The organism is Kitasatospora sp. NPDC057223 (genome assembly GCF_042669755.1).
Classification (GTDB): domain Bacteria; phylum Actinomycetota; class Actinomycetes; order Streptomycetales; family Streptomycetaceae; genus Kitasatospora.
The window spans coordinates 1-24,169 of record NZ_JBHUWW010000046.1 but is presented as its reverse complement, the minus strand read 5'-3'; the positions used below and the strand labels follow the sequence as shown (position 1 = coordinate 24,169).

Below are 24,169 nucleotides of genomic sequence, written 5' to 3'. Positions count from 1 at the left end.
TGGCCCGCGCTCCCGCGGGCCGGATACCGGGCCGTGGCAGTGCCCGGTCCCGTCCCCCCTCGCGGCGGGCCGGAACGGTGGTGGGCCACCCGTCCCCGCTGAACAGTCGACGTGTCCGGCCATGCTCACGGTTCCCCGCCGACGCGCTGCTGTTCCCCGCTGTTCTACCAGCCCGCCCGCGCCCCGCCGCGCGCCGGGGTACGGCGGGGCGGGCGCGGGCGGCCGGGGAGTGCGGGGGTCGCGTTCACGCGGGCGGGGCCGGGAAGTACGCGCCGGTCCAGCGGTCCAGTTCGGCGAAGACCTGCGCCCGGGCGGCCTCACCGGACAGGACGAGGTCGTGCATGCCGCCGTCGATCCGGACGGTGGTGACGTGGCGGCCGAGACGCGGGGCCAGCGCGGCGATGTCGTCGGCGCGGAGCACGGCGTCGGTGTGCAGCAGTGCCGGGTCCCACTTCTTGGTGACGGTGGAGGCGGTGGAGGCCATCAGCAGGACGGGGCAGTCGATCCGCAGCCCGCGTCGCACCTGCTGCTGGCCGCGCTGGATGGCGGCCAGCCAGCCCGCGTACAGCGGGAACCCCTCGGCCGGCTTGAGGGTGAGGTCGAAGTCCCACTGGCCCCGGTGGTCGCGGTGCAGGCTGTGCGCGTAGTGCGGATTGAGCGGGGCCGGCAACCGGCGGGTGGCCGCCACCCGGCCGAGCGCGCCGACGGCGGGGCCGGCCAGGGCGCGGACGGCGGCGGCGGTGGGCATCGAGAGGAACGGGCTGTTCAGGAAGAGCCCGTCCAGCAGGCCGCGCCCCGCGCGCCGGGAGGCCCACAGGGCGGCGACCAGGCCGCCGGTGGAGTGCCCGTCGACCAGCAGCCGGGTGTGGCCGTCCAGCTCGCGGATGATCCGGACCGCCTCGTCCAGCTCCTCGTCGTACGCCGCCAGGTCGCGGATGAAGTTCGGCGACTGGTGCGGCCGCAGCGAGCGCCCGTACTTGCGCAGGTCCAGTGCGTAGAAGGAGAAGCCGGCCGCGACGAAGTGGTCCGCGAGGTGGGTCTGGAAGAAGTAGTCGGTGTAGCCGTGGAGGTACAGCACCGCCTGCCGCGACCGGGGGACGAGCCGCCTGACCAGCGTCGCGCTGACCGGGCCCTCCTCGTCGGGGGCCAGCACCAGCTCGGCCGCCTCGTACGGGGTGCCCAGGATGTCTTCTCGGAACTCCACGTCTGCCGCCCCACCCGATCTTCTCGCCGACTGTCCGGAGCACCGACGATACCGGCCGGTAGCCCACCGGGTGCGCTGCGCCCGGCCCGGGCGGCGCGCCCTATGCTGCCGACATGCCGAGAAACCCTGCAGCCCCGGGCCAGCACCTCCCGGTGCCGTCTTGAGCGGCCCGAGCGACCACCGCGGCCCCGCCGGCCCGAGCGACCCCGGCGGCATCGGCGACCCCGGTGCCCCCGGTGACCTGAGCGACCTGAGCGACCCCGAGCCGCTGCCCGTACAGCGGCAGGTCGCCCTCGGCACCGCCAAGCTGATGCCGGACCTCGACCAGGACGGCGGCTGGCTGCTCACCCTCGACGGCACCCCGCAGTCGTACGTCGACCTCGCCGACCCGACCCACCTGGAGTTCGAGTACACCCGGCGGATCGGCCACCTGCTGGACGCACTCGCCCCCGCCGGACAGCCGCTGGACGCCCTACACCTGGGCGGCGGCGCCCTCACCGTGCCGCGCTACCTCGCCGCGACCCGCCCCGGCTCCCGGCAGCGGGTCGCCGAGATCGACGGGCCGCTGCTCGCGCTGGTGGCGGAGCAACTGCCCTGGCAGGGCCCCGGCGTCGACATCACCGCCACCGTGGCGGACGCCCGCGAGGCGCTCGCCGCCGCGCCGCCCGGCTCCGCCGACCTGGTCATCGCGGACGTCTTCCACGGCTCGCGGACGCCCGCGCACCTGACCTCGGTCGAGTTCCTCCGGCTCGCGTCCACCGCACTGCGGCCCGGCGGCTGCTACGCGGCGAACCTTGCCGACGGCCCGCCGCTCGCCTTCGGCCGGGCCCAGGCGGCGACCCTGCGGGCGGTGTTCCCGTACACCTGCCTGGTCGCCGAGCCCTCGGTGCTGCGCGGCCGGCGCTACGGCAACATCCTGCTGATCGGCTCGGCCCGGCCGCTGCCCGTCCGGGAACTCAGCAGGCAGCTTGCCGCCGACCCCTTCCCGGCGCGGCTCTGCGACGAGGACGACCTGGCGGAGCTGGTCCGCGGCGCCGTGGCGGTCACGGACGCCGACGCACAGCCCTCGCCGCCGCCGCCGGACGGCGCCTTCAGCGTCGGCTGACCACCGCTGCACCGGCGGGCCACGAGGGGCGGCGCGCCGGGGCCGGGCGGTCCGGGCGCGCCGCGCCGGCGGTGCCAGAATCGGCAGGTCCGGCCACCACGTCCCGAGGAGCGCCATCATGACCGCCGAGAGTCCGGCCGTGTCCGACCGTGCAGCCACCGCCGAGGGCACTGACCTGGAGGGCGTCCCGGAGACGGCGCTGTGGACGCTCTGGCAGCGTGCCGCCGAGGCCCGCCGGCCGGACGCGGTGCTGCGCGATCCCAAGGCGGTCGAGCTGGTGGACCGGATCGACTACCCGTTCACGGAGCGGTTCGGCACCAGCGGCGCCCAGGCCCAGTTGCAGGCGCTGCGGGTGGCGTGTTTCGACCGCGAGGTGGCCGACTTCCTGGCCCGGGAGCCGCGCGGCACGGTGGTCTGCCTGGGGGAGGGGCTGGAGACCCAGTACTGGCGGGTCGACAACGGGCGGGCGCAGTGGCTCACCGTGGACCTCCCCGAGTCGGTGGCGCTGCGCGAGCGGCTGCTGCCGCCCGGACCGCGCCAGCGCTACCTGGCCGCCGACGCCACCGAGTTCGGCTGGGCCGACGAGGTGGACCGCAGCCACGGCGTCCTCGTCACCGCGCAGGGACTGCTGATGTACCTGCGCCCGACCCAGGTGCGGTCCCTGATCGCGGGCTGCGCCGAGCGGTTCCCGGGCGGCTCGTTGGTGATGGACGCGGTGCCGCACTGGTTCAGCAGGCTCACCCTGACCGGCCGGATGCGTACGGCCGGCTACCAGGCGCCCCCGATGCCCTGGTCGATGGACGCGGGCGAGCGGGCCAAGCTCCGCACCGCGAGCGCGGCGGTGACCGGAGTCCGGGACGTCCGCCCGGTCGGCGGGCGAGGGCTGCTGGGCGCCCTGCTGCCGTTCGCCCTGACCGTCCCGCCGCTCTCCACCCGTCGGCCCTCGGTCACCGTCCTGGACTTCACCGACAGGCCCGAGCGGTCGTGACGGCGCCGTCGGCAGGGCCACCATGCCCCCGGCGGGCCGAAACGGCCCGCCGGAGAAACCGGCGGACCGTCAGGAAGAGGCGGGGCTAGGCGCCGGTCGTGCCGTCGAGCATCTCGCGCAGGATGTCCAGATGGCCGTTGTGGCGGGCCGTCTCCTCGGTGAGGTGCAGGAGGATCCAGCGCAGGTCGACGTGAAGGCCGCTGCCGCGGGCTCGCTTGGCCTGATCGTCCAGGCCGTTCGCACGGACCAGTTCGCGGTGGCGGGCGCTCTGTCCGGCGTATTCGTCGAGCAGCTGTGTGAGGGGGAAGTCTACGGCGATCCGCATCTCGCGGTCGGGATCCTCCTCGGTCCACGGACCCTCGTCCTCCTCGCCGAGGAAGACGACCTGGAACCAGTAGTACTCGACCCAGCGGAGGTGGTTGATCACGCCGCTCATGGTCATCAGCGGCGAGCCCGGCAGGAGCGCCCTGCGAGCGTCCTCCTCCGATACGCCGTCGCACTTGGCGCGGGCGGTATCACGTGTGTAGTCGAGGAACGTGGTGAGCTGGGTGCGCTCGTCCCACGCGGGCGGTGTGTCGTCGAATCTTGTCATCGCGCGAAGCGTCCACGATCAGCGTGTCCATGTCGAGGCATTATTCGACGGTCCCTGCCCGCCCCGGGCAGCCCCTGGCCACCGAGCAGCTGCTCCCGCCGCAGGGCGTTCCGCCCGCTCCCGCTGAGATCGACGAGTGCGCGACGCCGTACGGCCCGGGACCGAGCCCCGCGCTGAGTGGTGACACAGGTCACATCGCCGGACTGTCACGTACCGCCGGCGACCGGCATCTCCTGTTCGACTTCGACCGTCGACGAGATGCAGGGAGCGCACCATGACCGCTCGTTCGAGTCCGTCCGACCGAGAGCGCCGCGACCGCCCGAGAGGCCGGCACTCCAGCACGACAACCGCACCGAAGGAGGGGTCATGAACCCCGCACTCTGGATCGCCGCCGGTCTGCTCGCCCTGGTCGCGCTCTTCATCGCGGTGGGACGCTTCTAGGGCTGGACGACGGGCCGGAACACCTCCTGGCACCACTGGCGGAACCCGGTGGGAGCGGGGGCGGCCAGTGCCTTCTGCTCTGCGTCGTAGATGCCGTCGTTCTGGGCGGCGGCCATGTCGACCAGGCCCTGTGCCCAGGCGGCGCTCATGCCGTACTGCGTCATCGTCGCCCGGTAGGCCTGTCCGTCGGCCTGCTGGAAGCGGACCGGGCGCTCCAGTACCTCCGAGAGGACCAGTGCCATGTCGACGGGGGACAGTGTGTCGCCGATCACCGGGACGCTGCTCCGCCCGCTCCAGGAGTCGTCGGCGAGCAGGGCCGCGGCGGCCGCGGCGATGTCACGGGTGGCGACGGTCGCCAGCGGGCGGTCCGCCGAGTTCGCCAGGTGGAACGTTCCTTCGTTGCTGATCGCCCCGGCCTGGTTGAGGAGGTTCTCCATGAAGAACGGCATGGCCAGGGCCCGGTAGTCCACCCCGGTGCTCTCGATCATGTCGTCCATCGCGAACGCGGGCGACAGCAGCCCGGCGTGTCCGGCGTGGCCGCGGCCCAGACTGGTGACGCCGACGACGCGTTCGACGCCCTGCGCCCTGAAGGCGTCGCAGGCCGGGCGGGTGAAACCGAGGTAGTGGTCCTGGATGTCGCCGGCGCGCGGGTCCGGCGGCACCAGCCACAGGACGGCGTCGGCGCCTTCGAAGGCCTCGGCGAGAACCCCCGGGTCGCTGTGCGAGCCCTGGACGACCTCGACCCGCTCACGGGTCCGCGGATCCAGCCGGGCGGCGTCGCGGGCGATCACCCGGACCGGTTGGCCGCCGGCGAGCAGCGTGTCGACGACCTGGCGGCCGATCTGGCCGGTCGGGGCGGTGATGACGATCACGGGAGCCTCCTGGAGGGGGATTCGGGCGGAGCGCCCGGCCTGGCTGCCGGCTTTCGACAGGGCCCGTTTCCACTGATAACGCTTACATGGTAGCGATGATTTCGCAAACCGCTAACAGTGATCCGTTATCGTTGAGAACATGGAGACCGACCGCTCCGCCCCGACGGAGAGCAACCGTGAACGGATCATCGCCGCCGCCACCCGGCTGCTCGTGGACGGCGGACGCGAAGCGGTGTCCACCCGGGCGGTCAGCGCGGCGGCCGGCGTCCAGGCACCGGCCATCTACCGGCTCTTCGGCGACAAGCAGGGCCTGCTCGACGCGGTCGCCGAGCACGGCTTCGCGACGCACCTGGGTACGAAGGCCGGCCTGGAGCCCACCGGTGACCCGGTCGAGGACCTGCGCATCGGCTGGACCCTGAACCTGGAGTTCGGTCTCGCCAGCCCGGCCCTCTACACCCTCATGTACGCCGAGCCCCGCCCCGGTGCCCTGCCGCCCGCCGCTGAGGCCGCACTGGAGATCCTCGGCGCCCACATCCACCGGATCGCCGAGGCCGGCCGGCTGCGGATCGACGAGGAACGCGCCACCCGGCTGGTGCACGCCGTCGGCGGCGGCGCCACCCTCGCCCTGATCGCGACCCCCGAGGAATCCCGGGACGTCACCGTCTCCCACCTGGCGAGGGAAGCCGTGATCGCCGCGATCACGACCGACGCCCCCGCCACGGACGCGCCGGGCCCGGCCGGCGCGGCACTCGCCCTGCACGCCCTGCTCCCGCAGACCACGGTGCTGACCGCAGGCGAACGCGGCCTGCTCGCCGAACTGCTCGACCGCATCGCCGAGGCCGGGTAGCAGCACGGGTGGCCGGCGGCCCCGGGCGGGGCCGCCGGCCGGGGCCGGTCCAGGTCAGCTGGTTCAGATCGGCGTGGTCAGGTCGAGCGTGGTCAGGCCGGGCGGGTCAGCTCGGCAGGGTCCACTTCTGCCAGGCGTTGGTGTTGCAGTCCCAGATCTGCAGCTGGGTGCCGTCCGCGGTGCTGCCGCCGGGGACGTCCAGGCAGCGGCCGGACTGCGGGTTCTTCAGCTGGCCGGACGCCTGGGCCTGCCACTGCTGCGCGGCGGTGCCGTTGCAGTCGTAGAGCTGGACCTTGGTGCCGTTGGCGGTGCCGGCGGCCGTGATGTCCAGGCAGCGGCCGGAGTTGGGGTTGCGGATGGTGCCGTCACCGCCGGCCGTCCAGGTCTGGGCGGTGCCCGCCGCGCAGGTGTACAGCTGGACGGCGGTGCCGTTGGCGGTGCCCGCGGCCCGGGCGTCGACGCACTTGCCGGCGAGGCCGGTGATGGCCCCGCTGCCGCCGGTACCGCCGGTGCCGCCGGTGGGCAGGGTGATCTCGCCCTGGTTGTACACGCGCGGCAGGAAGTAGCCGGTCTGGATCTCGGCGTTGGTGTTGTTCCCGGTCAACTGCTCGGACCACAGCATGAAGTAGGCCCACTTCGGCTGGCTGTCCAGCAGTGCCGCCGTGGGGATCTTGCCGAGTTCGGCGATCGCGATCGGCTTGCTGCCGGCGATGGCGAGCAACTGCTGGTAGTCCGCGGTGCTCGGGTAGTTCTTGTACCAGGCGTCGAGGGAGACGACGTCGACGTAGGCGTTGCCGGGGTAGTAGTTCGCCCAGCCGCCGGCCGGGTTGTCCTGCACGTTCCAGACCCAGATGAGGTTGCTGAGCCCCTTGGTGTTGGCGAGGTAGTCGTGGGTGATCTGGTACAGCTTGGCGCCGCCGCCCGCGCCGGGGCGGTTGCCCCACCAGTTCCAGGTCTCGTTCATCTCGTGCAGCGGACGGAAGAGGAGCGGCACGCCGGCGTCCTTCAGCTGCTGGAGGTAGGGGACGGCCTCGTCGAGGCGCTTCTTCCAGGCGGTGTTGAGGGCCGTGCCCTCGGTGACGATCTGCGTGAACTGGTCATTGGTGATGCTGGACTTGACGCCGCCGTCGAAGTTGCAGCCGCTGCCCTGGGTGGGCGGGCAGACGTGCCAGGTCAGCGCGACCAGCGAGCCGGCTGCCCACTGCGCCTTGGCCTGGTTGACGACGTTCTGCCGGTTGGCGACGTCGGAGGCGTTGAACATGAGGTCGCCGCCCCACAGGCCGGGGTACTGGCCGGTGATGTCCTTGACCTGCTGGGTGTACTGGGCGGGGGCGGAGGCAGGCTCCTTGTTGTGCTGGCCGGAGACGACGTGGTTGCCGGTGACGGACTGGAGGTAGGTCAGGACGTCGGCCTTGGCGGTGGCCGGGAAGGCCTGGGCGTCCGGTACCGGGAGGGCGGTCATGAGCAGTGCGGCGAGGGCCGCGGCGAGCGCGGCGCCGCGGGCGGACAGCCGGTTGAGGGCTTGACGCATGGTGGACGGCTCCCTGGTGGAGGGGTGGGGGAATGCCCGGGGTGGGGTGGCCGGGCCTCAGGTGGGGTGGGGGTGCCGGCTGCTGCCGCGCAGCCCGTCCGATGCTCGTGTCACTGCCGAGCGGGCACCTGAACTGAACCGAGTAAGCGGGATGAACATACGGCCGGCTGGAAGCGCCGTCAATAGCGGGCGCTGCACCCGGACGAGCTCAACTTCGGCTGTTCGCAGGTCAACAGAGCTTCCCTTGGGAGCAAGAGGACGGGTGTCCCGAGCCGGGAGCCGGCCTGTACGACGATCCTGGTGCGACGGGCGGCTGGTCGTGACGGGAGCCGGTGGGTATCATCCGGTTAACCGAGAAAGTCGCGCACCGGCCGGGCGGCGGATCGGCCCTGCGGCGGAGGGAGAGCCCGGGTGACACGCCCGACCATCAGCGACGTGGCGCGCGCGGCAGGCGTGTCGAAGGGGGCCGTGTCCTACGCCCTCAACGGGCGGCCGGGGGTGTCCGATTCGACCCGGCAGCGCATCCTGGCGACGGCCGAGGCGCTGGGTTTCCACGCCGACCGGGCGGCCCGGGCGCTGGCCGGGGCCCCGGCGAAGGCGGTCGGCCTGACGCTGTACCGGCCCGCCAGGACGCTCGGCGTCGAACCGTTCTTCATGGAGCTGATCAGCGGCCTGGAGGCCGAACTGTCGCACCGCTCCTACGCCCTGCTGCTGCACATGGTCGCCGACCGCGAGCAGGAGACGGCGGTGTACCGGCGGTGGGGCCACGACCACGCCGTGGACGGTGTGCTGGTCTGCGACGTCCTCGAGGACGACCCGCGCCTGCCCGTGCTGCGGGAACTCGGCTTTCCCGCAGTGGTGATCGGGCCGCCGCCGGCCGGCGGCCGGGTCCCCAGCGTCTGGTCGGACGACGCCGTCTCCCTCCAGGAGGCGGTGGAGTACCTGGCGGCCCTGGGCCATCGCCGCATCGGCCGGGTGGCGGGCATCCCGGAACTCGCGCACACCGCGATCCGCAGCGAGGCGTTCGCCCGCCTCGCCCGCAGGCTCGGACTGGCGGCCGCCCCTTGCGTGTTCACCGACTACACCGGCCCGGACGGCGCCCGCGCCACCCGCCTGCTCCTCGGCGCGGCCGACCCGCCCACCGCGCTGGTCTACGACAACGACATCATGGCGGTCGCCGGCCTGACCGTCGCGCAGGAGATGGGGCTGTCGGTGCCCGGGGACCTCTCGATCGTCGCCTGGGACGACTCACCGGTCTGCCGGATCGTCCACCCGGCGCTCACCGCGCTGACCAGGGACATCGGGGCGTACGGCCGGCAGGCGGCGCGGCTGCTGCTGGCGTCGCTCGACGGCCGGGAGGCGGTCGGTGTGGCGGTCGAGGCGGCCCACCTGACACCACGCGCCAGCACCGCGGCCCCCAGGGCCCCTCGGGAAAACTGATTCCGACTGATCGTCACATGCCGGAGCGTCAGGCCGTCTGCGGGGCCGGGCCGCTGCTGTCCCGGGCGATCAGGGTCGCGGTGTGGTCCAGCACGGCGGCCGGCGGCCGCCCCCCGATCACGTCGAAGAGCAGCCGTACGGCGTGCGCCCCGTACGCGACGAGATCGCGGCCGAGCACGGTCAGCGCGGGTCGTACGGCCCGGCAGAGCGGCGAGTCGTCGAAGGCGACGAGGGACAGGTCGTCCGGCACCCGCAGGCCCATCTCCCGGGCGACGGCGAGGCCGGCGACCGCCATCACGTCGTTGTCGTAGACGATGGCCGTGGGCCGGTTCGGCGAGCTCAGGATCCGCCGGGTCACCAGACCGCCGGTGTGCGCGGTGTAGTCGGCGCAGACGATCGCCGCCGCCGCGCCCGCCCGTCGGCACGCTGCCGTGAACGCGGCGTCCCGGACGGCGGTGTGCAGCATCCCCGCCGGGCCGCTGACCCGGGTGATGCCTCGGTGGCCCAGGCCGGCCAGGTGCCGGACGGCGGAGTCGACCGCGGCCTCGTCGTCGTTCCAGATGCCGGTGAGCGCGCCCCCGGGGACGGGCCCGCCCACCACGACGGCGGGCAGTCCGAGCGCGGCGAGCGGCCCGATCCGCGGGTCGTCGGACTCCAGGTCGCACACCAGGACGCCGCCGACCCGCCGTTCACCGTGCCAGCGCCGGTAGACGGCGGTCTCCTCGGCCGCGTCGCCCACGTACTGGAGGGCCAGGCCGAGGTCACGGGCACTCAGCTCGGTCTGGATGCCGCTGATCAGTTCGCGGCGGAACACCTCGACGGTGTGCGCGTCGGAGGCGGGCCTGCGCAGCGTCATGCCGACCGGGCGGGAGACCGTGCCGTGCAGGGCCCGGGCGGAGCTGTTCGGGTTGAAACCGAGGTCGCGCGCGATGCCGATGATCCGGTCGCGCATCTGCTCGGAGACGCCGGGGCGGCCGTTCAGCGCGTAGGAGACGGTCACCCGGGAGACCCCGGCCTGCCGGGCGATGTCGGCCATGGTGGGCTGCCGCGGCATGAGCCTCCTCCGGACGGGCGCACCGCGAGCATACCCGCCTCGTGGGGCCCGCCCGGAGGCCGGCCGCGCCGTCCGGGGCGGGACGGCGCGGCCGGCGCGGCGGTGTCAGCGGGTGGCGGTGACGCTGTCGATCCAGGCGGTGCCGGTGGCGGCCTGGCCGTTGAAGTAGAAGGAGAGCTGGGTGACCTTGCCGGGGTCGAGGGTGCCGGGGGTGGCCCAGGACGGGTTCTTGAAGGTGTTCAGCGGGATGGTGAGGTTGCTGCCGTCGGTGTCGGTGAGCGGGACGGTGGTCTCCCAGTACGTGCCGCCTGCGACGAACTGGACGGTCAGGGCCTGGTCGGCGCTGCCGTCGGAGCGGGCCCACAGGCGCAGCCCGGTGGCGCCGCCCCAGTCCTGCGGGGCGGGGAGGGTGCGGATGATGCCGGCGTAGCCGGGGGCGCCGTGGTCGTAGGCGGCGCGCAGGCTGTGGCCGGTGCCGTCGGCGTGGGCGGTGTCGAGGGTGGTGGTGACGGCTCCGCCGCCGGAGTTGCGGGGGTAGGCGGTGGCGAGGGCACTGTCGGAGGGGTAGCCCTCGAAGTCGTCGACGGTGAGGTCGCCGGTGGTGAAGGTGGCGGGCGCGTTGCCGGCGGGGGTGGAGCCGGCGGAGTTCACGGCGGTGACGGTGTAGTGGTAGGTGGTGTTGGGCTGGAGGTTGGCGGCCGGGGTGTAGCTGGTGCCGCGGAGGCTCGTGGCCTGGACGGCGGGGTCGGAGAGGTCGGCGTTCCTGGAGACGGTGAGGGTGTAGTAGGCGGCGCCGGGGGAGGCCGTCCAGGTGAAGGGGGTGCGGGTGTCGACGCCGCCGGCCCCGCCGGCGGGGGTCTGCTCGAAGGCACCGGGCTTACCGGTGACCGGGGAGGCGGCGGCCGTCCAGGTGGCGCCGGTGAGGGGCGCGGGGTGGGCGCCGGCCTTCCAGTCGAGCCGGACGTGGCCGGTGGCCGGCAGGTTGCCGAGGGTCAGCAGGGTGTGGGCGCCGCGGCGTTGCAGGGCGGGGGCGGCGGTGACCCACGTGGTGCCGTCGGCGGAGGTCTGGACGGTGGGCAGGGCGGAGCGGTCGAGGGTGGCGAAGTCGGCCTGGAAGCCGGTGAGGCCCGGCCGGCTCCAGGTGATCTGCCCGGCCTTCCGGGGGGCCGGGGCGACGCGGACGCCGTCGCCGTCCTGGGTGATGGTGAGGGTGTCGCTGTGCGAGGAGGTGAGGGCGAAGCTCTGCAGGGGGTCGGCCGCCGCGTCCTGGCCGGGGGCGGTGGCGAGCGCTGCGGAGGTGGCGAGCGGGCGGCCGGCCCGGTCGAGGGCGACGGCGCGGTACCAGGCCGGGGCGGCCGGGGTGGCGGGGTCCAGGTAGGGCGCGTCGTTGTCGGAGAGCCCGGTGGCGACGGTGGTGTAGGGCCCGTCGGCGCCCGCGGTGGAGCGTTCGATGCGGTAGCCGTCGGCGCCGGCGGTGCCGCGCCAGGCCACCTGGTTGATCCCGGCGCTCTTGGTGACCGCGGTGACCAGGGGCGGCACGGCGGCGACGGCGGGGCGCGGCCGGTCGCCGGCGACGGTCAGCGCGAAGGCGGACTCGGCGAGGACGGTGGCGTGCATCGCGGCGGTGTCGCCCGGGTAGTGGAGCGTGAAGCCGTCGTCGTGCTGGACGTAGCCGTGGTCGTCGGCGTGGCCGAACAGCGACCAGGAGAGCGCACCGGTGACGTTCGGGTCGTCCGCGAGCGCGAGCGCGTCGGCGGCGGTGACGGTGGTGGTGCCGTGTTCGCCGGCCAGGTACACCTTGCCCTTGGCGGTGATGGCCTTGGCGTCGGCGGCTTCGGTGGCGGCGCTGCTCGGGTAGTAGTGCACGTCGACGATGTCGACCTGGGCGGAGGCGAGGGTGGCGGCGTCGACGCCCTGCTGGCGGCCGGCCGCGACCAGCTGCCGGGGCGCCAGCCGGTGGAGGTACGCGCCGAGGTCGTCGACCCAGGCGGTGGTCATGTCGTTGAGCTCGTTGCCGAGCGACCAGGACATCACGGTGGGGTCGTCCTTCAGCGCCAGCCCGGTGTAGGGGTTGACGTGGTTCAGGACGTGGGCGATGTAGTCCTTGTACGCGGCGACGGCCCGGGCGTCGGTGTAGAACGCCTTGGGTTCGAGGCCGAGCCATCCGGTGATGTTCGTGTAGCCGCCGGAGTAGTACGTCCACTGGTCGGTGAGCGGCACGACCAGGCGCAGGCCCAGGGCGCGGGAGCGCGCGACGGCGTAGTCGATGCTGGCGAACGCCGCGTCGTTGTACTGCCCGAGGGCGGGCTGGATGCACTTGGCACAGCCGAGTGAGGTGCCGAGGGTGTGGGAGCGGACGACGGTGGCGTTCATGGCGCGCGCCGTCCTGAGGGCGTCGTCGATGCGGTAGCCGGTGGGGTAGTCGACGCCGCCGACGTTCTCGTCCAGGCCGAGCCAGTAGAGGTTGGTGCCGCCGAAGCGGAAGGGGGCGTCCTGGAGGGCGAGGTGCGCGCCGTCGCGGGTGACGAAGGCGTCGGCGGCCGCTGCCGGGGGGCGGGCGCCGGCCGGGGCGGTGGTGGCGGCGACGGCGACGCAGGCGGCCGCGAGGGCGGCGGCCGTCGTGGTGCGGCGGGCGGTTCCGGGCATGGGTGGTACCTCTCGGAGGGGGTGGGCCCGGCCGGGGCGCTGCTCGCACGGCGCGGCCCCGGGCACGGGCTGGTTCTGGGGACGGGGGCCGGGTGCACGGGGCGCGGCGGCGGTCGGCGGGCCGCCGCGCCCCGGGGGCGCCGTTCGGCGGGAGGTCAGCCGGTGACGGTGCGCTGGCTCTCGGACCACTTCTTGTTCAGGTCCTTGAAGAAGCTGTCGGCGTCACCGCCGGCGGCTCCGCGGGCGACGTCCACCAGGCGCTGGCGGTAGTCCTGCGAGGTGATGCCGATCTCGGACGCCTTGTCGATCTTGTTGACGGCGTCGATCTTGTTCTGGCTCTCCTGGATGAAGCGGACGTTCCTGTCCTGGAAGGGCTTGAGGCTGTCGGGCAGCGGGGCGCCCTTGACCGAGGAGATCGAGGCCTCGGCCGCGGCGCTGCCGGACTTGGTGATGAACCAGTCGAGCCAGGCGCGGGCCGCCTCCTTGTGCTGGGAGTGCACGTTGACCGCGTACTGGTAGTCGGGGCGCAGCACCGAGCAGAACCGGCCGCCGCTCTGGACGGGGAAGGGCATGAAGCCGATCGTCGACGGGTCCTGCCCGGCGGCCTTGGCCGCGGCCTGCATCTGGGAGACCGCCCAGGAGCCGAGCCACATCGAGCCGACCTTGCCGGAGCCGATGAGGGTCTTGGAGTTCTCCCAGTTGCTGGTGGTCGGGTCGGGCTCGGCGAGCTTCTCGTGGACGATGTCGAAGAGCAGCTTGTCGGCGGTGTGCAGGTCCTGGCCGGCCGTCCACGGCTCGGGGGTGGTGGCGAGCGCGTCGTGGGCACCGGGGTCGCAGCTCGGCGAGCCCAGGGCGTTGGTCCAGTTGGTGAGCGGCCAGCCGTCCTTGTAGTTGGTGTAGTAGGGGACGGCGCCGGTCTTGGCCTTGATGGCCCTGAGGTCCTCGACGAACTGCTCGGGGGTGGCCGGCCACTCGGTGATGCCGGCCTGCGCCCAGACGGTCTTGTTGTAGACGAAGCCGTTGGCGACGCCGATGTTGGCGAGGCCGTAGACCTTGTCCTTGACGGTGGCATGGTCGGTGTAGTCGAAGGTCTCGGCCAGCGAGGTGTCGCCGAGCGGTGCGAAGAACGTCGGGTACTGGCCGACGGAGAGCGAGTTCGGGATCAGCAGGACGTCACCGTAGTTCTCGGTGTTCATCCGGATCTTGGTCTCGCCCTCGTAGTCGGTGAGCCCTTCGAAGTTCACCTTGACGCCGGGGTAGAGCTTGTTGAACTCGGCCGCGTACTTCTTGAGCGTGCCGTCCTGGACGAGGTCGGTCCGGTTGGTCAGGACGGTGATGTCACCGGAGACCTTCGCCGGGTCGCTCGGTGCCTCGGCCGACGACGAGTTGCCGCCGCTGCTGCTGCTACAGGCAGTGAGTACGGTCATCGTCGCGGCGGCGACAGCCAGCCATCCTCTTCGCATACCTGGTCACTCCTCGGTGCTGTGGACGGTCGATCGCACGGTGATCGTGCAGTGATCGCAAAGGGGGAGAGCCGCACGGGCGGCTGGGGCCCGGGGGCCGATGGACGCTTAACGTAGACGTCACAGCAACGCCATGTCCATAGAGCGGTCAAGTCTGTCTTTCAGGCGATTTGATAACACCGACGCCATGGCAAACTAAAACTTTACTTAACAGAAACCAGGGGGCGGCTCGTTCCGAACAGGTGCCGGCCAAAGTCTGGACATCGTTGTCTTGTCCGGTCCACACTCGACCCTGCGCGATCACCGCCGAGCCCCCGGCGCGGCGCCCACCCCACCGGACCCACCACCGGACCCACCACGGGAGACATCACCATGAGTAATCAGTGGGCCGAGCTCCGGCCTGCCCGGACGCCCTCCCTGCTCCGCAGTACTCTGGCCACCACCGCCCTGGCGACCACCGCACTGGCCGCGGCGACCCTCCCCGTCTCGCCCGCCGCCGCCGCCGCACCCGCCCGCTGCGCCCCGGCGGCGGCGCGCGACCTGACGGTGCAGGTGCCGTTCGACGGCGCCGAGTACGCCGTCCGCGTGCACGTCCCGCCCCGTACGCCGGGCGGCGGCAGGCTCCCGCTCGTCCTGACGCTGCACGGCAGCCAGAACACCGGCCAGGGGCAGCTCGACTACACCGGCGTCACCCGCACCGCCGACGCCAACGGCTTCATGGTGGCCGCGCCCCAGGGCGCCGTGCCGAGCGGCAGCGGCTACATCTGGAACGTCCCGCAGGTCACTCCCGCCGGCACCCGCGACGACGTCGCGTACCTGAGCCGGGTCATCGACACCCTCACCGGCACGCTGTGCGCCGACCCGGCCCGCGTCTACGCGACCGGGTACTCCGGCGGCGGCCGGATGGCCTCGGCCCTCGCCTGTGCGATCCCCGGCCGGCTCGCCGCCGTCGCCCCGGTCGCCGGCCTGCGCGCCGGCCGGCCCGACCCCGCCGACGACCGCACGCCCGACCCGGCCTCCTGCCGTCCCGCGAAGCCGGTGCCCGTCCTCGCCTTCCACGGGCAGCAGGACCACACCAACCCGTACGAGGGCGGCGGCGCCGCGGCCTGGCGCTACCCCGTGCCGGCCGCGCTCACCCGCTGGGCCGAACTCAACGGATGCCGGCCCGACGCGACCACCACCCCGGTCACCCCGCACGTCACCCTGACCGCCTACCGCGGCTGCCGGAAGGGCGCCGAGACCGCCCTCTACACCGTTGCCGACGGCGGCCACACCTGGCCCGGCTCCCCGTACGAGTCCGCGGGCAACGGCACCACCAACCGCGAGATCGACGCCAACACGCTGATGTGGCAGTTCTTCCGCCGGCACCACCGCTGAGCCGGCCGCCACCGCACGGCCTTCATCACCACACCGGTCCCGGTCCCGGTCCCGGTCCCGGCCCGCCGGGACGATCAAGCAACTGCCAAGAGATCACCAAGGAACCGGAAAGCGGCCCGGCGGCGTCCTCGGCCCCGGGCTCAGGTCCGGCGGCCGGGCACCGAGCGATTAGGCTGCCCTTTCGGGGGGACAGGCCCCGCCGCAATCGGATACGGCGAGACCACATCTCGTCCTGCCACGGAGGTACCGGCCTTGCACATCGACGCGTGGATCGAGAGCGTCCCACCGGGTTGGGTCTACGCCCTGGTCGCCCTGATCATCGGCCTGGAGAGCCTGGGCATCCCGCTGCCGGGCGAGATCGCCCTCGTCTCGGCCGCGCTGCTCGCCTCACGCGGCGTGGTCAGCCCCTGGTGGATCGCCATCTGCGCGATCCTCGGCGCGATCATCGGGGACTCGATCGGCTACTCGATCGGCCGTCGGGGCGGCAAGCCGCTGTTCGAGAAACTCGGGCGGAGGTTCCCCCGGCACTTCGGGCCCGAACACCTGGAGAGCGCCGAGCGGTCGTTCCACAAGTGGGGGATGTGGGCGGTGTTCTTCGGCCGCTTCATCGCGCTGCTGCGGATCTTCGCCGGCCCGCTCGCCGGCGCGCTGCGGATGCCGTACTGGAAGTTCCTGATCGCCAACGTGCTCGGCGGCATCGTCTGGGCCGGCGGTACGACGCTGCTGGTCTACCACGTGGGCAAGGTCGTCGAGCAGTGGCTGAAGGGCTTCTCCTGGGTGGGCCTGGTGCTCGCCGCGCTCGGCGGCGCCTTCTCCGCCTGGCTGCTGAAGCGCCGCGCCGCGAAGGCCCGCGCCGAGGCGGACGCCGAGGCCGCAGCCGCGGTCGAGCCGACGCCCGCACCGGCCCCCGTGGCGGACTGACGGCCCGGCAGTGGCGCCGGGGTAGCATCGGCGAGGCAGCCGGACGGTGACGACGCAACATGTGGAGGGCCCTGTGAGCCAGCAGCAGTGGGACGCCGTGGACGACTACTTCACCGACAAGCTGGTCGGGCACGACCCGGTGCTGGAAGGCGCGCTCGCCGCCGCCGACGCGGCCGGGCTGCCGCAGATCGCGGTCGCCGCCAACCAGGGCAAGCTGCTCCACCTGCTGGCCCTCACCCAGGGCGCCCGCCGGATCCTGGAGGTCGGCACGCTCGGCGGGTACAGCGCGATCTGGCTGGCCCGCGCGCTGCCCGCCGACGGCACCCTGATCACGCTGGAGATCGATCCCGCGCACGCCGAGGTGGCCCGGGAGAACCTCCGGCGGGCGGGTCTGGACAAGGTCGCCGAAGTCCGGCTGGGCCGCGCCGCCGACTCGCTCGCCGAGCTGGAGAAGGCCGGGGTGGAGCCGTTCGACCTGGTCTTCATCGACGCCGACAAGACCGGCAACCCGGACTACTTCGCCAGCGCCCTGCGGCTGACCCGGCCGGGCTCGCTGATCATCGTCGACAACGTGGTGCGGGGCGGGGCCGTGGCCGACGAGCGGAGCACCGACCCGAGCGTGCTCGGCACCCGCCGGCTGCACGACCTGATCGCCGCCGAGCCCAGGGTCTCGGCGACCTCCGTCCAGACCGTCGGGGCGAAGGGTTACGACGGATTCACGCTGGCCCGCGTACAGGGCTGAGAGCCGCCGTCCGGCAGACGCCCGGACGTCGGCTCTGAACCACCGAAGGAGCAGAAGAAGTGCGGATCGGACTGCTGGGCACCGGGCCCTGGGCGGAGCGCGTGCACGCTCCGGTACTCGCCGAACACCCCGGGATCGAGTTCACCGGAGTGTGGGGGCGGCGCCCGGAGGCCGCCGCCGCCCTCGCCGACGCCCACGGCGTGCGCGCCTACCAGGACGTCGACGAGCTGCTGGCCGCCGTGGACGCGGTGTCGATCGCGCTGCCGCCGGCCGTCCAGCCGGATCTCGCGGTCCGCGCCGCGGAGGCCGGCTGCCACCTGCTGCTCGACAAGCCGGTCGCGCTGACCGTCCCCGACGCCCGCCGCTTGGTCGAGGCCACGGCCCGGCACAAGGTCGCCTCGGTGGTGTTCTTCACCGTCCGTTTCGGCGGCGAGCAGGCGCCCTGGCTGGCCGAGCAGGCGGCCGTCGGCGGCTGGTTCACCGGCCGCTCCGACTGGCTCGGCTCGGTGTTCGCCCCCGGCAGCGACAGCCCGTACGCGGCCTCGCCCTGGCGGGAGGAGAAGGGCGCGCTCTGGGACGTCGGCCCGCACGCCCTCTCGGTGCTGCTGCCCGTGCTCGGTGACGCGAATCTGGTGACGGCCGTCGGCGGGCCGCGCGACACCGTCCACGTGGTGCTGCGGCACGAAGGCGGCGCTTCCAGCACCCTGGCGCTGAGCCTGACCGCGCCGGTCGAGGCGGGCGGCACCGGGATGGAACTGCGCGGCAGCGCGGGCGTGGTGCACCTGCCCGAGCGCGGCGAGGGCCCCGTCCGGGCGCTGCACCGCGCACTGGACGCCCTGCGCGAGTCCGCCCGCACCGGTGAGCCGCACCCGTGCGATGTGTCCTTCGGGCTGCGGGTGGTGGAGATCCTGGCTGGCGCCGAGCGCTCCCTCGCCGAGGGCGGCCCGGTCGCGGTCTGACCGCTCCCCGGTGCTCCTCGCGGCCGCCCCGCCGCCGGGCTCCGCCCGTCAGTGCAGCCGCTCCGGCCTCCGGTCGGCCGGGCGGCGCGGCGGGACGGGCGCGGCGGCGAAGTCGCGCGGGCCCGTCCACAGCGCCGGGACGGCGTCGCTGCGGCGCGCCAGCTCGTACCCGAGCGCCTCGTAGTTGACCCGCCAGCCCCGGAAGTGCGGCCAGGCCTCCTCGGCCGTCCGCTCCTGGGGGAACCCGGCCGCCGCGACCATCGCCACCGCCGCGTCGAACTCGGTGAAGGTGAGCCGGATCGGGCCGTCCGGGTGCGGATCCGGGTCGAAGCCGATGCGCAGCGAACCCGCGATGTCGCGCAGGGCCATGAACCCGGCCCGGAGCACCAGCCGGGCCTCCGGCGGCGCCGAGCGCGGGCTGACGGCCAGGTGCAGCGCGGCCGCGTCCAGTACCGCGAGCAGGGCCACCACCCAGCTGCGGTGCGCCTGCGGCGAGCGGAAGGCCAGCAGCACCGGGTAGTTGGAGTGGCTCTCGCCGATGTCGGCGGCCAGCCGCTCCCAGTCCCGGTAGAGCTGCGGGAGCGCCGTCTCGGTGTCCACCAGGGACTGCCGGGCGAGCAGCTCCGGCCCCCAGGCGGGCTCGCCGGCCCGGGTCTGGAGCAGCGTCACCTCCACCTCGCGGCGGTTGTACGCGCCGTACAGGGTCGGCAGGTAGGCGATCTGGAGGGCGATCACCAGCGGGCCGCTGGCGGCGGCCAGGAAGTCCAGTGCGGACAGGTGCAGCCGGTCGCCGCTGGCGAAGCCCAGGGTGAACAGGCTGGAGCCGGCCTCCCGGAACGACACCGCCCAGTCCAGCTCCGACATGCCGTGCATCAGCAGGGTGTAGGAGACCAGCATGGCGCCCAGCCACACCCCGAGCATGCCGACCAGCACGAGCGGCGCCAGCCAGGTCTGCGCCCGGTCGTGCGCACGGTACGTCCCGAACGGCGCGGCGCCGAGGCGCAGCAGCGTCCGCAGGCCGCTCCACAGCCGGTTGACCAGCGTCGAGTACAGGCCGCGCGGCACCACCAGGGTGCGCAGGATGCCGGCGATGGTGAGCACTAGGAGCAGCAGGCCGGCCAGGGTGCAGATCAACCTCATGGCGTTCATTGTGCTGGCTCCGCCGAGCGGGCCCGTGCCGGGGCCGCGGCTGGTGGCGGGCGGCGGCCGGGCGCACCTTTCGGGGTGGGGGCGTTGACAGGGCGCCCCCTTCGGCTGAATGCTAAGCAAGCGCTTAGTCACCACAGTCCCGTGAACCCGCGAACCCGCGCACCACGAAGCCTGCGAACCACCACAGCCCTGCGAACCACCGAAGCCTGGGAGCGAGCCGATGCCCGACACCTCCGCCGACCCGCCCGGCCTGGACCTGGCGCGACTGCGCGCCCACCTGGACCGCGCACGGCCGGGCACCGTCCGCGGCCCGCTGCGGGCCGAGCTGATCGAGGGCGGCCGCTCCAACCTGACGTACGTCCTCTCCGACGGCGCCTCCCACTGGGTGCTGCGCCGCCCCCCGCTCGGCCATGTCCTCGCCACCGCCCACGACATGGGCCGCGAGTACCGGGTGATGACCGCCCTGCGCACCACTGCGGTGCCCGTCCCGGAGACCCTGCTGCTGGTCGAGGACACCGAGGTGATCGGCTCCACCTGGTACCTGATGTCCTACGTACCCGGCGTCGCGCACCGCGACGCCGCCGCGCTGACCCGGCTCGGACCGCAGCGCGTACGGGCTCTCGGCCTCGACCTGGCCGACACCCTCGCCCGGCTGCACACCATCGACCCCGCGCAGGTGGGGCTCGCCGACTTCGGCCGGCCCGAAGGCTTCCTGGCCCGCCAGCTCCGGCGCTGGAGCACCCAGTTGGCGGCCTCCCGCAGCCGCGAGCTGCCCGGCATCGACGAGCTGCACACACTGCTCGCCGAGCGGCTGCCCGACTCCCCGGCGCCCACCCTGGTGCACGGCGACTACCGGCTGGACAACGTCCTGGTGGACGAGGCGGACGAGATCACCGCCGTCCTCGACTGGGAGATGTCCACCCTCGGCGACCCGCTGACCGACCTCGGGCTGCTCGTGATGTACACCGAACTCGCCGGCGCCGGCGGCGGGATCATCCCGGCCGCCGCCACCGCCCCCGGCTACCCGACCGCCCGCGAACTCGTCGGCCGCTACGCCGCGCAGTGCGGCCGGGACGTCTCGGCGCTCGGCTGGTACGTCGCCTTCGCCTCGTTCAAGCTGGCCGTCGTCGCCGAGGGCATCCACTTCCGCTACCAGCAGGGCAAGACCCTGGGCAAGGGCTTCGAGCGCGCCGGCGAGATGGGCGCGATCCTGGTCGACCACGGCCTCGCGGCCTTCAAGGAGCACTGACATGGACTTCTCGTACGACGCCCGGACGCTCGAACTGCGGGAGCGGCTGCTCGCCTTCATGGACGAGCACGTGTACCCGGCCGAGGCCGTCCTGGACGCCCAACTCGCCGACCCGGCAAGGGAGCACTGGGACATCCCGCCGGTGGTGGCCGAACTCCGGGCCGAGGCGCGCAGGCGCGGCCTGTGGAACCTGTTCCTCACCGGCGAACACGGCCACCCGGGGGAGGGCGGCGCCGGGCTGACCAACCTCCAGTACGCGCCGCTCGCCGAGATCACCGGCCGCAGCCCGCAGTTGGCGCCCGCCGCGCTCAACTGCGCGGCGCCGGACACCGGCAACATGGAGCTGCTCGCCCAGTTCGCCGACGCCGACCAGCGCAAGCAGTGGCTGGAGCCGCTGCTGAACGCCGACATCCGCTCCGCGTTCGCGATGACCGAGCCCGAGGTCGCCTCCTCGGACGCGTCCAACATCGCCACCCGGATCGAGCGCGACGGCGACGAGTACGTCGTCAACGGCCGCAAGTGGTACATCACCGGGGCGATGAACCCCGACTGCAGGATCTTCATCGTGATGGGCAAGACCGACCCCGCCGCCGAGACCCACCGGCAGCAGAGCATGATCCTGGTGCCGCGCGACACCCCCGGCGTGACCGTGAAGCGCGGCATGCGGGTCTTCGGCTACGACGACGCCGACCACGGCGGGCACGCCGAGATCCTCTTCGAGGACGTCCGGGTGCCGGCCGGCAACCTGATCGGCGAGGAGGGCTCCGGCTTCGCCATCGCCCAGGCCCGGCTCGGCCCGGGCCGCATCCACCACTGCATGCGGGCGATCGGGATCGCCGAGCGGGCCCTGGAGCTGATGTGCCGCCGCACCCTGGAGCGGGCCGCCTTCGGCCGTCCGCTCGCCGAGCAGGGCGTGGTCCAGGACTGGATCGCCGAGTCCCGGGTGCGGATCGAGCAGGCCCGGCTGCTGGTGCTGAAGACCGCCTGGCTGATGGACACCGTCGGCAACCGGGGCGCGCACACCGAGATCCAGGCCATCAAGATCGCCACTCCGCTCGCGGTCGAGTGGATCCTCGACAAGGCCGTCCAGGCGCACGGCGCGGCCGGCGTCAGCCAGGACACCCCGCTCGCCCACCTCTGGGCGGGCAACCGCACCCTGCGGCTCGCCGACGGCCCCGACGAAGTCCACAAGCGCTCGCTCGCCCGGCGCGAGCTCAAGCGCCACCGCGAGGCGGGCCGATGACCACCGCCGACGAACTGCGCAGCCGCACCGCCGAGTTGCTGGCCACCCACGACCCGGCCGGGACCCCGCCGCTCGACTTCCTGCGAGCCCGCTTCGACGCCGGCCTCGCCTGGGTGCACTTCCCGCCCGGCCTCGGCGGCCTCGGCGCCCCGCGCGCCCTGCAGGCCGTGGTGGACACCGCACTCGCCGCCGCCGGCGCCCCCGACAACGACCCCCGCCGGATCGGCATCGGCCTCGGCATGGCTGCCCCGACCGTCCTGCGCTACGGCACCGACGAGCAGAAGCTCCGCTTCCTGCGCCCGCTCTGGACGGGCGAGGAGGTCTGGTGCCAGCTGTTCAGCGAGCCCGGCGCCGGCTCCGACCTCGCCGCGCTCGCCACCCGGGCCGTCCGCGAGGGCGACGCATGGGTGGTCGACGGCCAGAAGGTGTGGACCTCCAGCGCCCACCTCGCCCGCTGGGCCATCCTGCTCGCCCGCACCGACCCGGACGTCCCCAAGCACCAGGGCATCAGCTACTTCATCTGCGACATGAGCGACCCCGGCGTGGACGTCCGGCCGCTGCGCCAGCTCACCGGCGAGGCCGAGTTCAACGAGGTCTTCCTCACCGGCGTGCGGATCCCCGACGCGCACCGGCTCGGCGCCGTCGGCGAGGGCTGGCAGATCGCCCAGACCACGCTGAACAACGAGCGGGTCGCCATCGGCGGCCAGCGCACCCCGCGCGAGGGCGGCCTGATCGGCCTGCTCGCCGGGACCTGGCGCGCCCACCCCGAGCTGCGCACCCACGAGCTGCACCAACGGCTGCTCCAGGGCTGGACGGACGCCGAGGTGCTGCGGCTGACCGGCGAGCGGCTGCGCCAGCAGCTCGCGCTCGGCCAGCCCGGCCCGGAGGGCGCCGCCGCCAAACTGGCCTTCGCCCGCCTCGCCCAGCAACTCACCGGCCTGGAGATCGAGTTGCTCGGCGAGGAGGGTCTCGGCTACGGCGAGTGGGAGATGACCAGGCCCGAACTGGTGAACTTCACCGGCCGCGACGCCGGCTACCGCTACCTGCGTGCCAAGGGCAACTCGATCGAGGGCGGCAGCTCCGAGATCCTGCGCAACATCATCGCCGAGCGCGTCCTCGGCCTGCCCGCCGAGCCCCGCTCGGACAAGGACGTGCCCTGGAAGGAGTCGGCCCGATGACCGAACTCGACCTGCTGTACTCGGAGGTGGAGGAGGACCTGCGCGCCGCCGTGCGCGCCGTCCTCGCCGACCGTTGCCCGCCGGAGGCCGTCCTCGCCCGCTGCGAGGGCCCCGAGCCCTACGACACCGGCCTGTGGCGGCTGCTCGCCCGGGAGGTCGGCGTCGCCGCGCTCCAGGTGCCCGAGCCGCTCGGCGGCGCCGGGGCGTCGCTGCGCGAGAGCGCCGTCGTCCTGGAGGAGCTGGGCCGGGCCTGCGCCCCCACCCCGTTCCTCGGCAGCGCCGTGCTCGCCACCACCGCGCTGCTGGCGGCCGGCGCACCGGCGGAGCTCGCCGCCCTCGCCGCCGGGGAGCGGACCGCCACGCTGGCCGTCCCGCTCTCCACCGCACCTGACGCCCCCTTCCCCCGGGGCGTACGGGCCACCGCGGCAGGCGGGTTGACCGGCACGGTGACCTCGGTCGCCGACGCGCTCACCGCCGACCTGCTGATCGTCCCGGCCGACGGCCCGGACGGCCCCGGCCTCTACGCGGTGGAGGCCGCCGCCGCGACGCCGGCCCGGCGCGGCTCGCTCGACCTGACCCGCCCGCTCACCGACCTCGCCTTCGACGCGGCCCCCGGCCGGCTGCTGGCCGGCCCCGACCGCGTCGAGGACGTGCTGCGCCACACCCTGCTGACCGGCGCCGGCCTGCTCGCCTCCGAGCAGGTCGGCCTCGCCGAGTGGTGTCTGTCGTCGACCGTGGCGTACCTCAAGGAGCGGCGGCAGTTCGGCCGGGTGGTCGGCTCGTTCCAGGCCCTCAAGCACCGCCTCGCCGACCTCTGGCTCGACATCGCCGGGGCCCGCGCGGCGGCCCGGGCCGCGGCCGACGCGCTCGCCTCGGGCAGTACGGACGCTCCCGTCCTGGTGGCCGTCGCGGCCTCGCACTGCTCGGAGGTCGCCGTCCGCGCGGCGGAGGAGGCCGTCCAGCTGCACGGCGGCATCGGGATGACCTGGGAGGCCCCCGTCCACCTGTACCTCAAGCGTGCGAAGGCCGCCCAACTCGCCCTCGGCACACCGGGCCGCCACCGCGCGGCCCTCGCCGGCCCGGCGGCCCTGCCCGCCCCCGGCCCGGCGCTGCCCCGGCTGCCGCACGTGTGAGACGCCGCCCCCGGGCCCCGTGACCGACGGGGCCC

General features: G+C 73.7%; 21 protein-coding genes. 13 read left to right on the top strand and 8 right to left on the bottom strand.

Annotation, left to right across the window (positions count from 1 at the left end):
- Nucleotides 1–244 precede the first annotated feature (244 nt).
- On the bottom strand, nt 245–1,204 hold the full coding sequence (locus ACFUK0_RS18265) for an alpha/beta hydrolase (protein WP_380251292.1): 960 nt from the start codon (nt 1,202–1,204) through the stop codon (nt 245–247).
- A 310-nt stretch (nt 1,205–1,514) separates the two neighbouring features.
- Here ACFUK0_RS18265 and ACFUK0_RS18260 point away from each other — a divergent pair, with 310 nt between their 5' ends.
- Nucleotides 1,515–2,309 carry a spermidine synthase gene (locus ACFUK0_RS18260; protein ID WP_380251338.1) on the top strand — a complete coding sequence of 265 codons (795 nt, stop codon included), beginning with the start codon at nt 1,515–1,517 and terminating at the stop codon, nt 2,307–2,309.
- Between the two features lie 118 nt (nt 2,310–2,427).
- Nucleotides 2,428–3,297 carry a class I SAM-dependent methyltransferase gene (locus ACFUK0_RS18255; protein ID WP_380251290.1) on the top strand — a complete coding sequence of 290 codons (870 nt, stop codon included), beginning with the start codon at nt 2,428–2,430 and terminating at the stop codon, nt 3,295–3,297.
- An 85-nt stretch (nt 3,298–3,382) separates the two neighbouring features.
- Here ACFUK0_RS18255 and ACFUK0_RS18250 read toward each other — a convergent pair whose 3' ends face one another.
- Nucleotides 3,383–3,889 carry a DinB family protein gene (locus ACFUK0_RS18250; RefSeq protein WP_380251288.1) on the bottom strand — a complete coding sequence of 169 codons (507 nt, stop codon included), beginning with the start codon at nt 3,887–3,889 and terminating at the stop codon, nt 3,383–3,385.
- A 258-nt stretch (nt 3,890–4,147) separates the two neighbouring features.
- Between ACFUK0_RS18250 and ACFUK0_RS18245 the strand changes: the two genes are divergently transcribed.
- Complete coding sequence (locus tag ACFUK0_RS18245; protein ID WP_380251286.1) at nt 4,148–4,330, top strand: hypothetical protein; 183 nt, start codon at nt 4,148–4,150, stop codon at nt 4,328–4,330.
- On the opposite strand, the gene ACFUK0_RS18240 is transcribed toward ACFUK0_RS18245, so the two are convergent.
- Nucleotides 4,327–5,202: an NAD(P)H-binding protein gene (locus ACFUK0_RS18240; RefSeq protein ID WP_380251284.1), complete on the bottom strand. Its 876-nt coding sequence runs from the start codon at nt 5,200–5,202 to the stop codon at nt 4,327–4,329. The genes ACFUK0_RS18245 and ACFUK0_RS18240 overlap by 4 nt on opposite strands.
- Nucleotides 5,203–5,341: 139 nt before the next feature.
- On the opposite strand from ACFUK0_RS18240, the gene ACFUK0_RS18235 reads away from it, so the two are divergent.
- The gene (locus ACFUK0_RS18235; RefSeq protein ID WP_380251282.1) at nt 5,342–6,049 is read left to right on the top strand and encodes a TetR/AcrR family transcriptional regulator; all 708 of its coding nucleotides are present in this window, start codon (nt 5,342–5,344) and stop codon (nt 6,047–6,049) included.
- Between the two features lie 106 nt (nt 6,050–6,155).
- Here ACFUK0_RS18235 and ACFUK0_RS18230 read toward each other — a convergent pair whose 3' ends face one another.
- Complete coding sequence (locus tag ACFUK0_RS18230; RefSeq protein ID WP_380251280.1) at nt 6,156–7,580, bottom strand: glycosyl hydrolase; 1,425 nt, start codon at nt 7,578–7,580, stop codon at nt 6,156–6,158.
- A 411-nt stretch (nt 7,581–7,991) separates the two neighbouring features.
- Between ACFUK0_RS18230 and ACFUK0_RS18225 the strand changes: the two genes are divergently transcribed.
- A complete protein-coding gene (locus ACFUK0_RS18225; RefSeq protein ID WP_380251278.1) occupies nt 7,992–9,020 on the top strand; it encodes a LacI family DNA-binding transcriptional regulator in 1,029 nt (342 codons plus the stop codon).
- A gap of 28 nt (nt 9,021–9,048) precedes the next feature.
- On the opposite strand, the gene ACFUK0_RS18220 is transcribed toward ACFUK0_RS18225, so the two are convergent.
- The 3 genes from ACFUK0_RS18220 to ACFUK0_RS18210 all read right to left on the bottom strand — a co-directional run bounded on the left by ACFUK0_RS18220 (nt 9,049) and on the right by ACFUK0_RS18210 (nt 14,183).
- Nucleotides 9,049–10,074 (bottom strand): LacI family DNA-binding transcriptional regulator, encoded by a 1,026-nt coding sequence (locus ACFUK0_RS18220; RefSeq protein WP_380251276.1) that lies wholly within the window; start codon nt 10,072–10,074, stop codon nt 9,049–9,051.
- A 105-nt stretch (nt 10,075–10,179) separates the two neighbouring features.
- On the bottom strand, nt 10,180–12,720 hold the full coding sequence (locus ACFUK0_RS18215; protein WP_380251274.1) for a carbohydrate binding domain-containing protein: 2,541 nt from the start codon (nt 12,718–12,720) through the stop codon (nt 10,180–10,182).
- A gap of 155 nt (nt 12,721–12,875) precedes the next feature.
- Nucleotides 12,876–14,183: an ABC transporter substrate-binding protein gene (locus ACFUK0_RS18210; protein ID WP_380251272.1), complete on the bottom strand. Its 1,308-nt coding sequence runs from the start codon at nt 14,181–14,183 to the stop codon at nt 12,876–12,878.
- Between the two features lie 372 nt (nt 14,184–14,555).
- Here ACFUK0_RS18210 and ACFUK0_RS18205 point away from each other — a divergent pair, with 372 nt between their 5' ends.
- The 4 genes from ACFUK0_RS18205 to ACFUK0_RS18190 all read left to right on the top strand — a co-directional run bounded on the left by ACFUK0_RS18205 (nt 14,556) and on the right by ACFUK0_RS18190 (nt 18,182).
- Nucleotides 14,556–15,560 carry an alpha/beta hydrolase family esterase gene (locus tag ACFUK0_RS18205; RefSeq protein WP_380251270.1) on the top strand — a complete coding sequence of 335 codons (1,005 nt, stop codon included), beginning with the start codon at nt 14,556–14,558 and terminating at the stop codon, nt 15,558–15,560.
- Between the two features lie 252 nt (nt 15,561–15,812).
- The gene (locus ACFUK0_RS18200) at nt 15,813–16,481 is read left to right on the top strand and encodes a DedA family protein (RefSeq protein WP_380251268.1); all 669 of its coding nucleotides are present in this window, start codon (nt 15,813–15,815) and stop codon (nt 16,479–16,481) included.
- Nucleotides 16,482–16,554: 73 nt separating this feature from the next.
- Entirely contained in the window at nt 16,555–17,223 is a 669-nt protein-coding gene (locus ACFUK0_RS18195; protein ID WP_380251266.1) for an O-methyltransferase, read from the top strand.
- Nucleotides 17,224–17,282: 59 nt separating this feature from the next.
- Nucleotides 17,283–18,182 carry a Gfo/Idh/MocA family protein gene (locus ACFUK0_RS18190; RefSeq protein WP_380251264.1) on the top strand — a complete coding sequence of 300 codons (900 nt, stop codon included), beginning with the start codon at nt 17,283–17,285 and terminating at the stop codon, nt 18,180–18,182.
- Between the two features lie 48 nt (nt 18,183–18,230).
- On the opposite strand, the gene ACFUK0_RS18185 is transcribed toward ACFUK0_RS18190, so the two are convergent.
- Entirely contained in the window at nt 18,231–19,322 is a 1,092-nt protein-coding gene (locus tag ACFUK0_RS18185; protein WP_380251262.1) for a hypothetical protein, read from the bottom strand.
- A gap of 229 nt (nt 19,323–19,551) precedes the next feature.
- Here ACFUK0_RS18185 and ACFUK0_RS18180 point away from each other — a divergent pair, with 229 nt between their 5' ends.
- Genes ACFUK0_RS18180 through ACFUK0_RS18165 form a run of 4 tightly spaced genes read left to right on the top strand, consistent with a single transcriptional unit; the run spans nt 19,552 to nt 24,134 of the window.
- A complete protein-coding gene (locus ACFUK0_RS18180) occupies nt 19,552–20,580 on the top strand; it encodes a phosphotransferase family protein (protein WP_380251260.1) in 1,029 nt (342 codons plus the stop codon).
- A gap of 1 nt (nt 20,581) precedes the next feature.
- Nucleotides 20,582–21,823 carry an acyl-CoA dehydrogenase family protein gene (locus ACFUK0_RS18175; protein WP_380251258.1) on the top strand — a complete coding sequence of 414 codons (1,242 nt, stop codon included), beginning with the start codon at nt 20,582–20,584 and terminating at the stop codon, nt 21,821–21,823.
- Nucleotides 21,820–23,001, top strand: a complete 1,182-nt coding sequence (locus ACFUK0_RS18170) for an acyl-CoA dehydrogenase family protein (protein WP_380251256.1) — start codon at nt 21,820–21,822, stop codon at nt 22,999–23,001. Before ACFUK0_RS18175 ends, ACFUK0_RS18170 begins: the two co-directional genes overlap by 4 nt.
- On the top strand, nt 22,998–24,134 hold the full coding sequence (locus tag ACFUK0_RS18165) for an acyl-CoA dehydrogenase family protein (protein WP_380251254.1): 1,137 nt from the start codon (nt 22,998–23,000) through the stop codon (nt 24,132–24,134). The genes ACFUK0_RS18170 and ACFUK0_RS18165 overlap by 4 nt, the downstream gene beginning before the upstream one ends.
- The last annotated feature ends 35 nt before the right edge of the window (nt 24,135–24,169 follow it).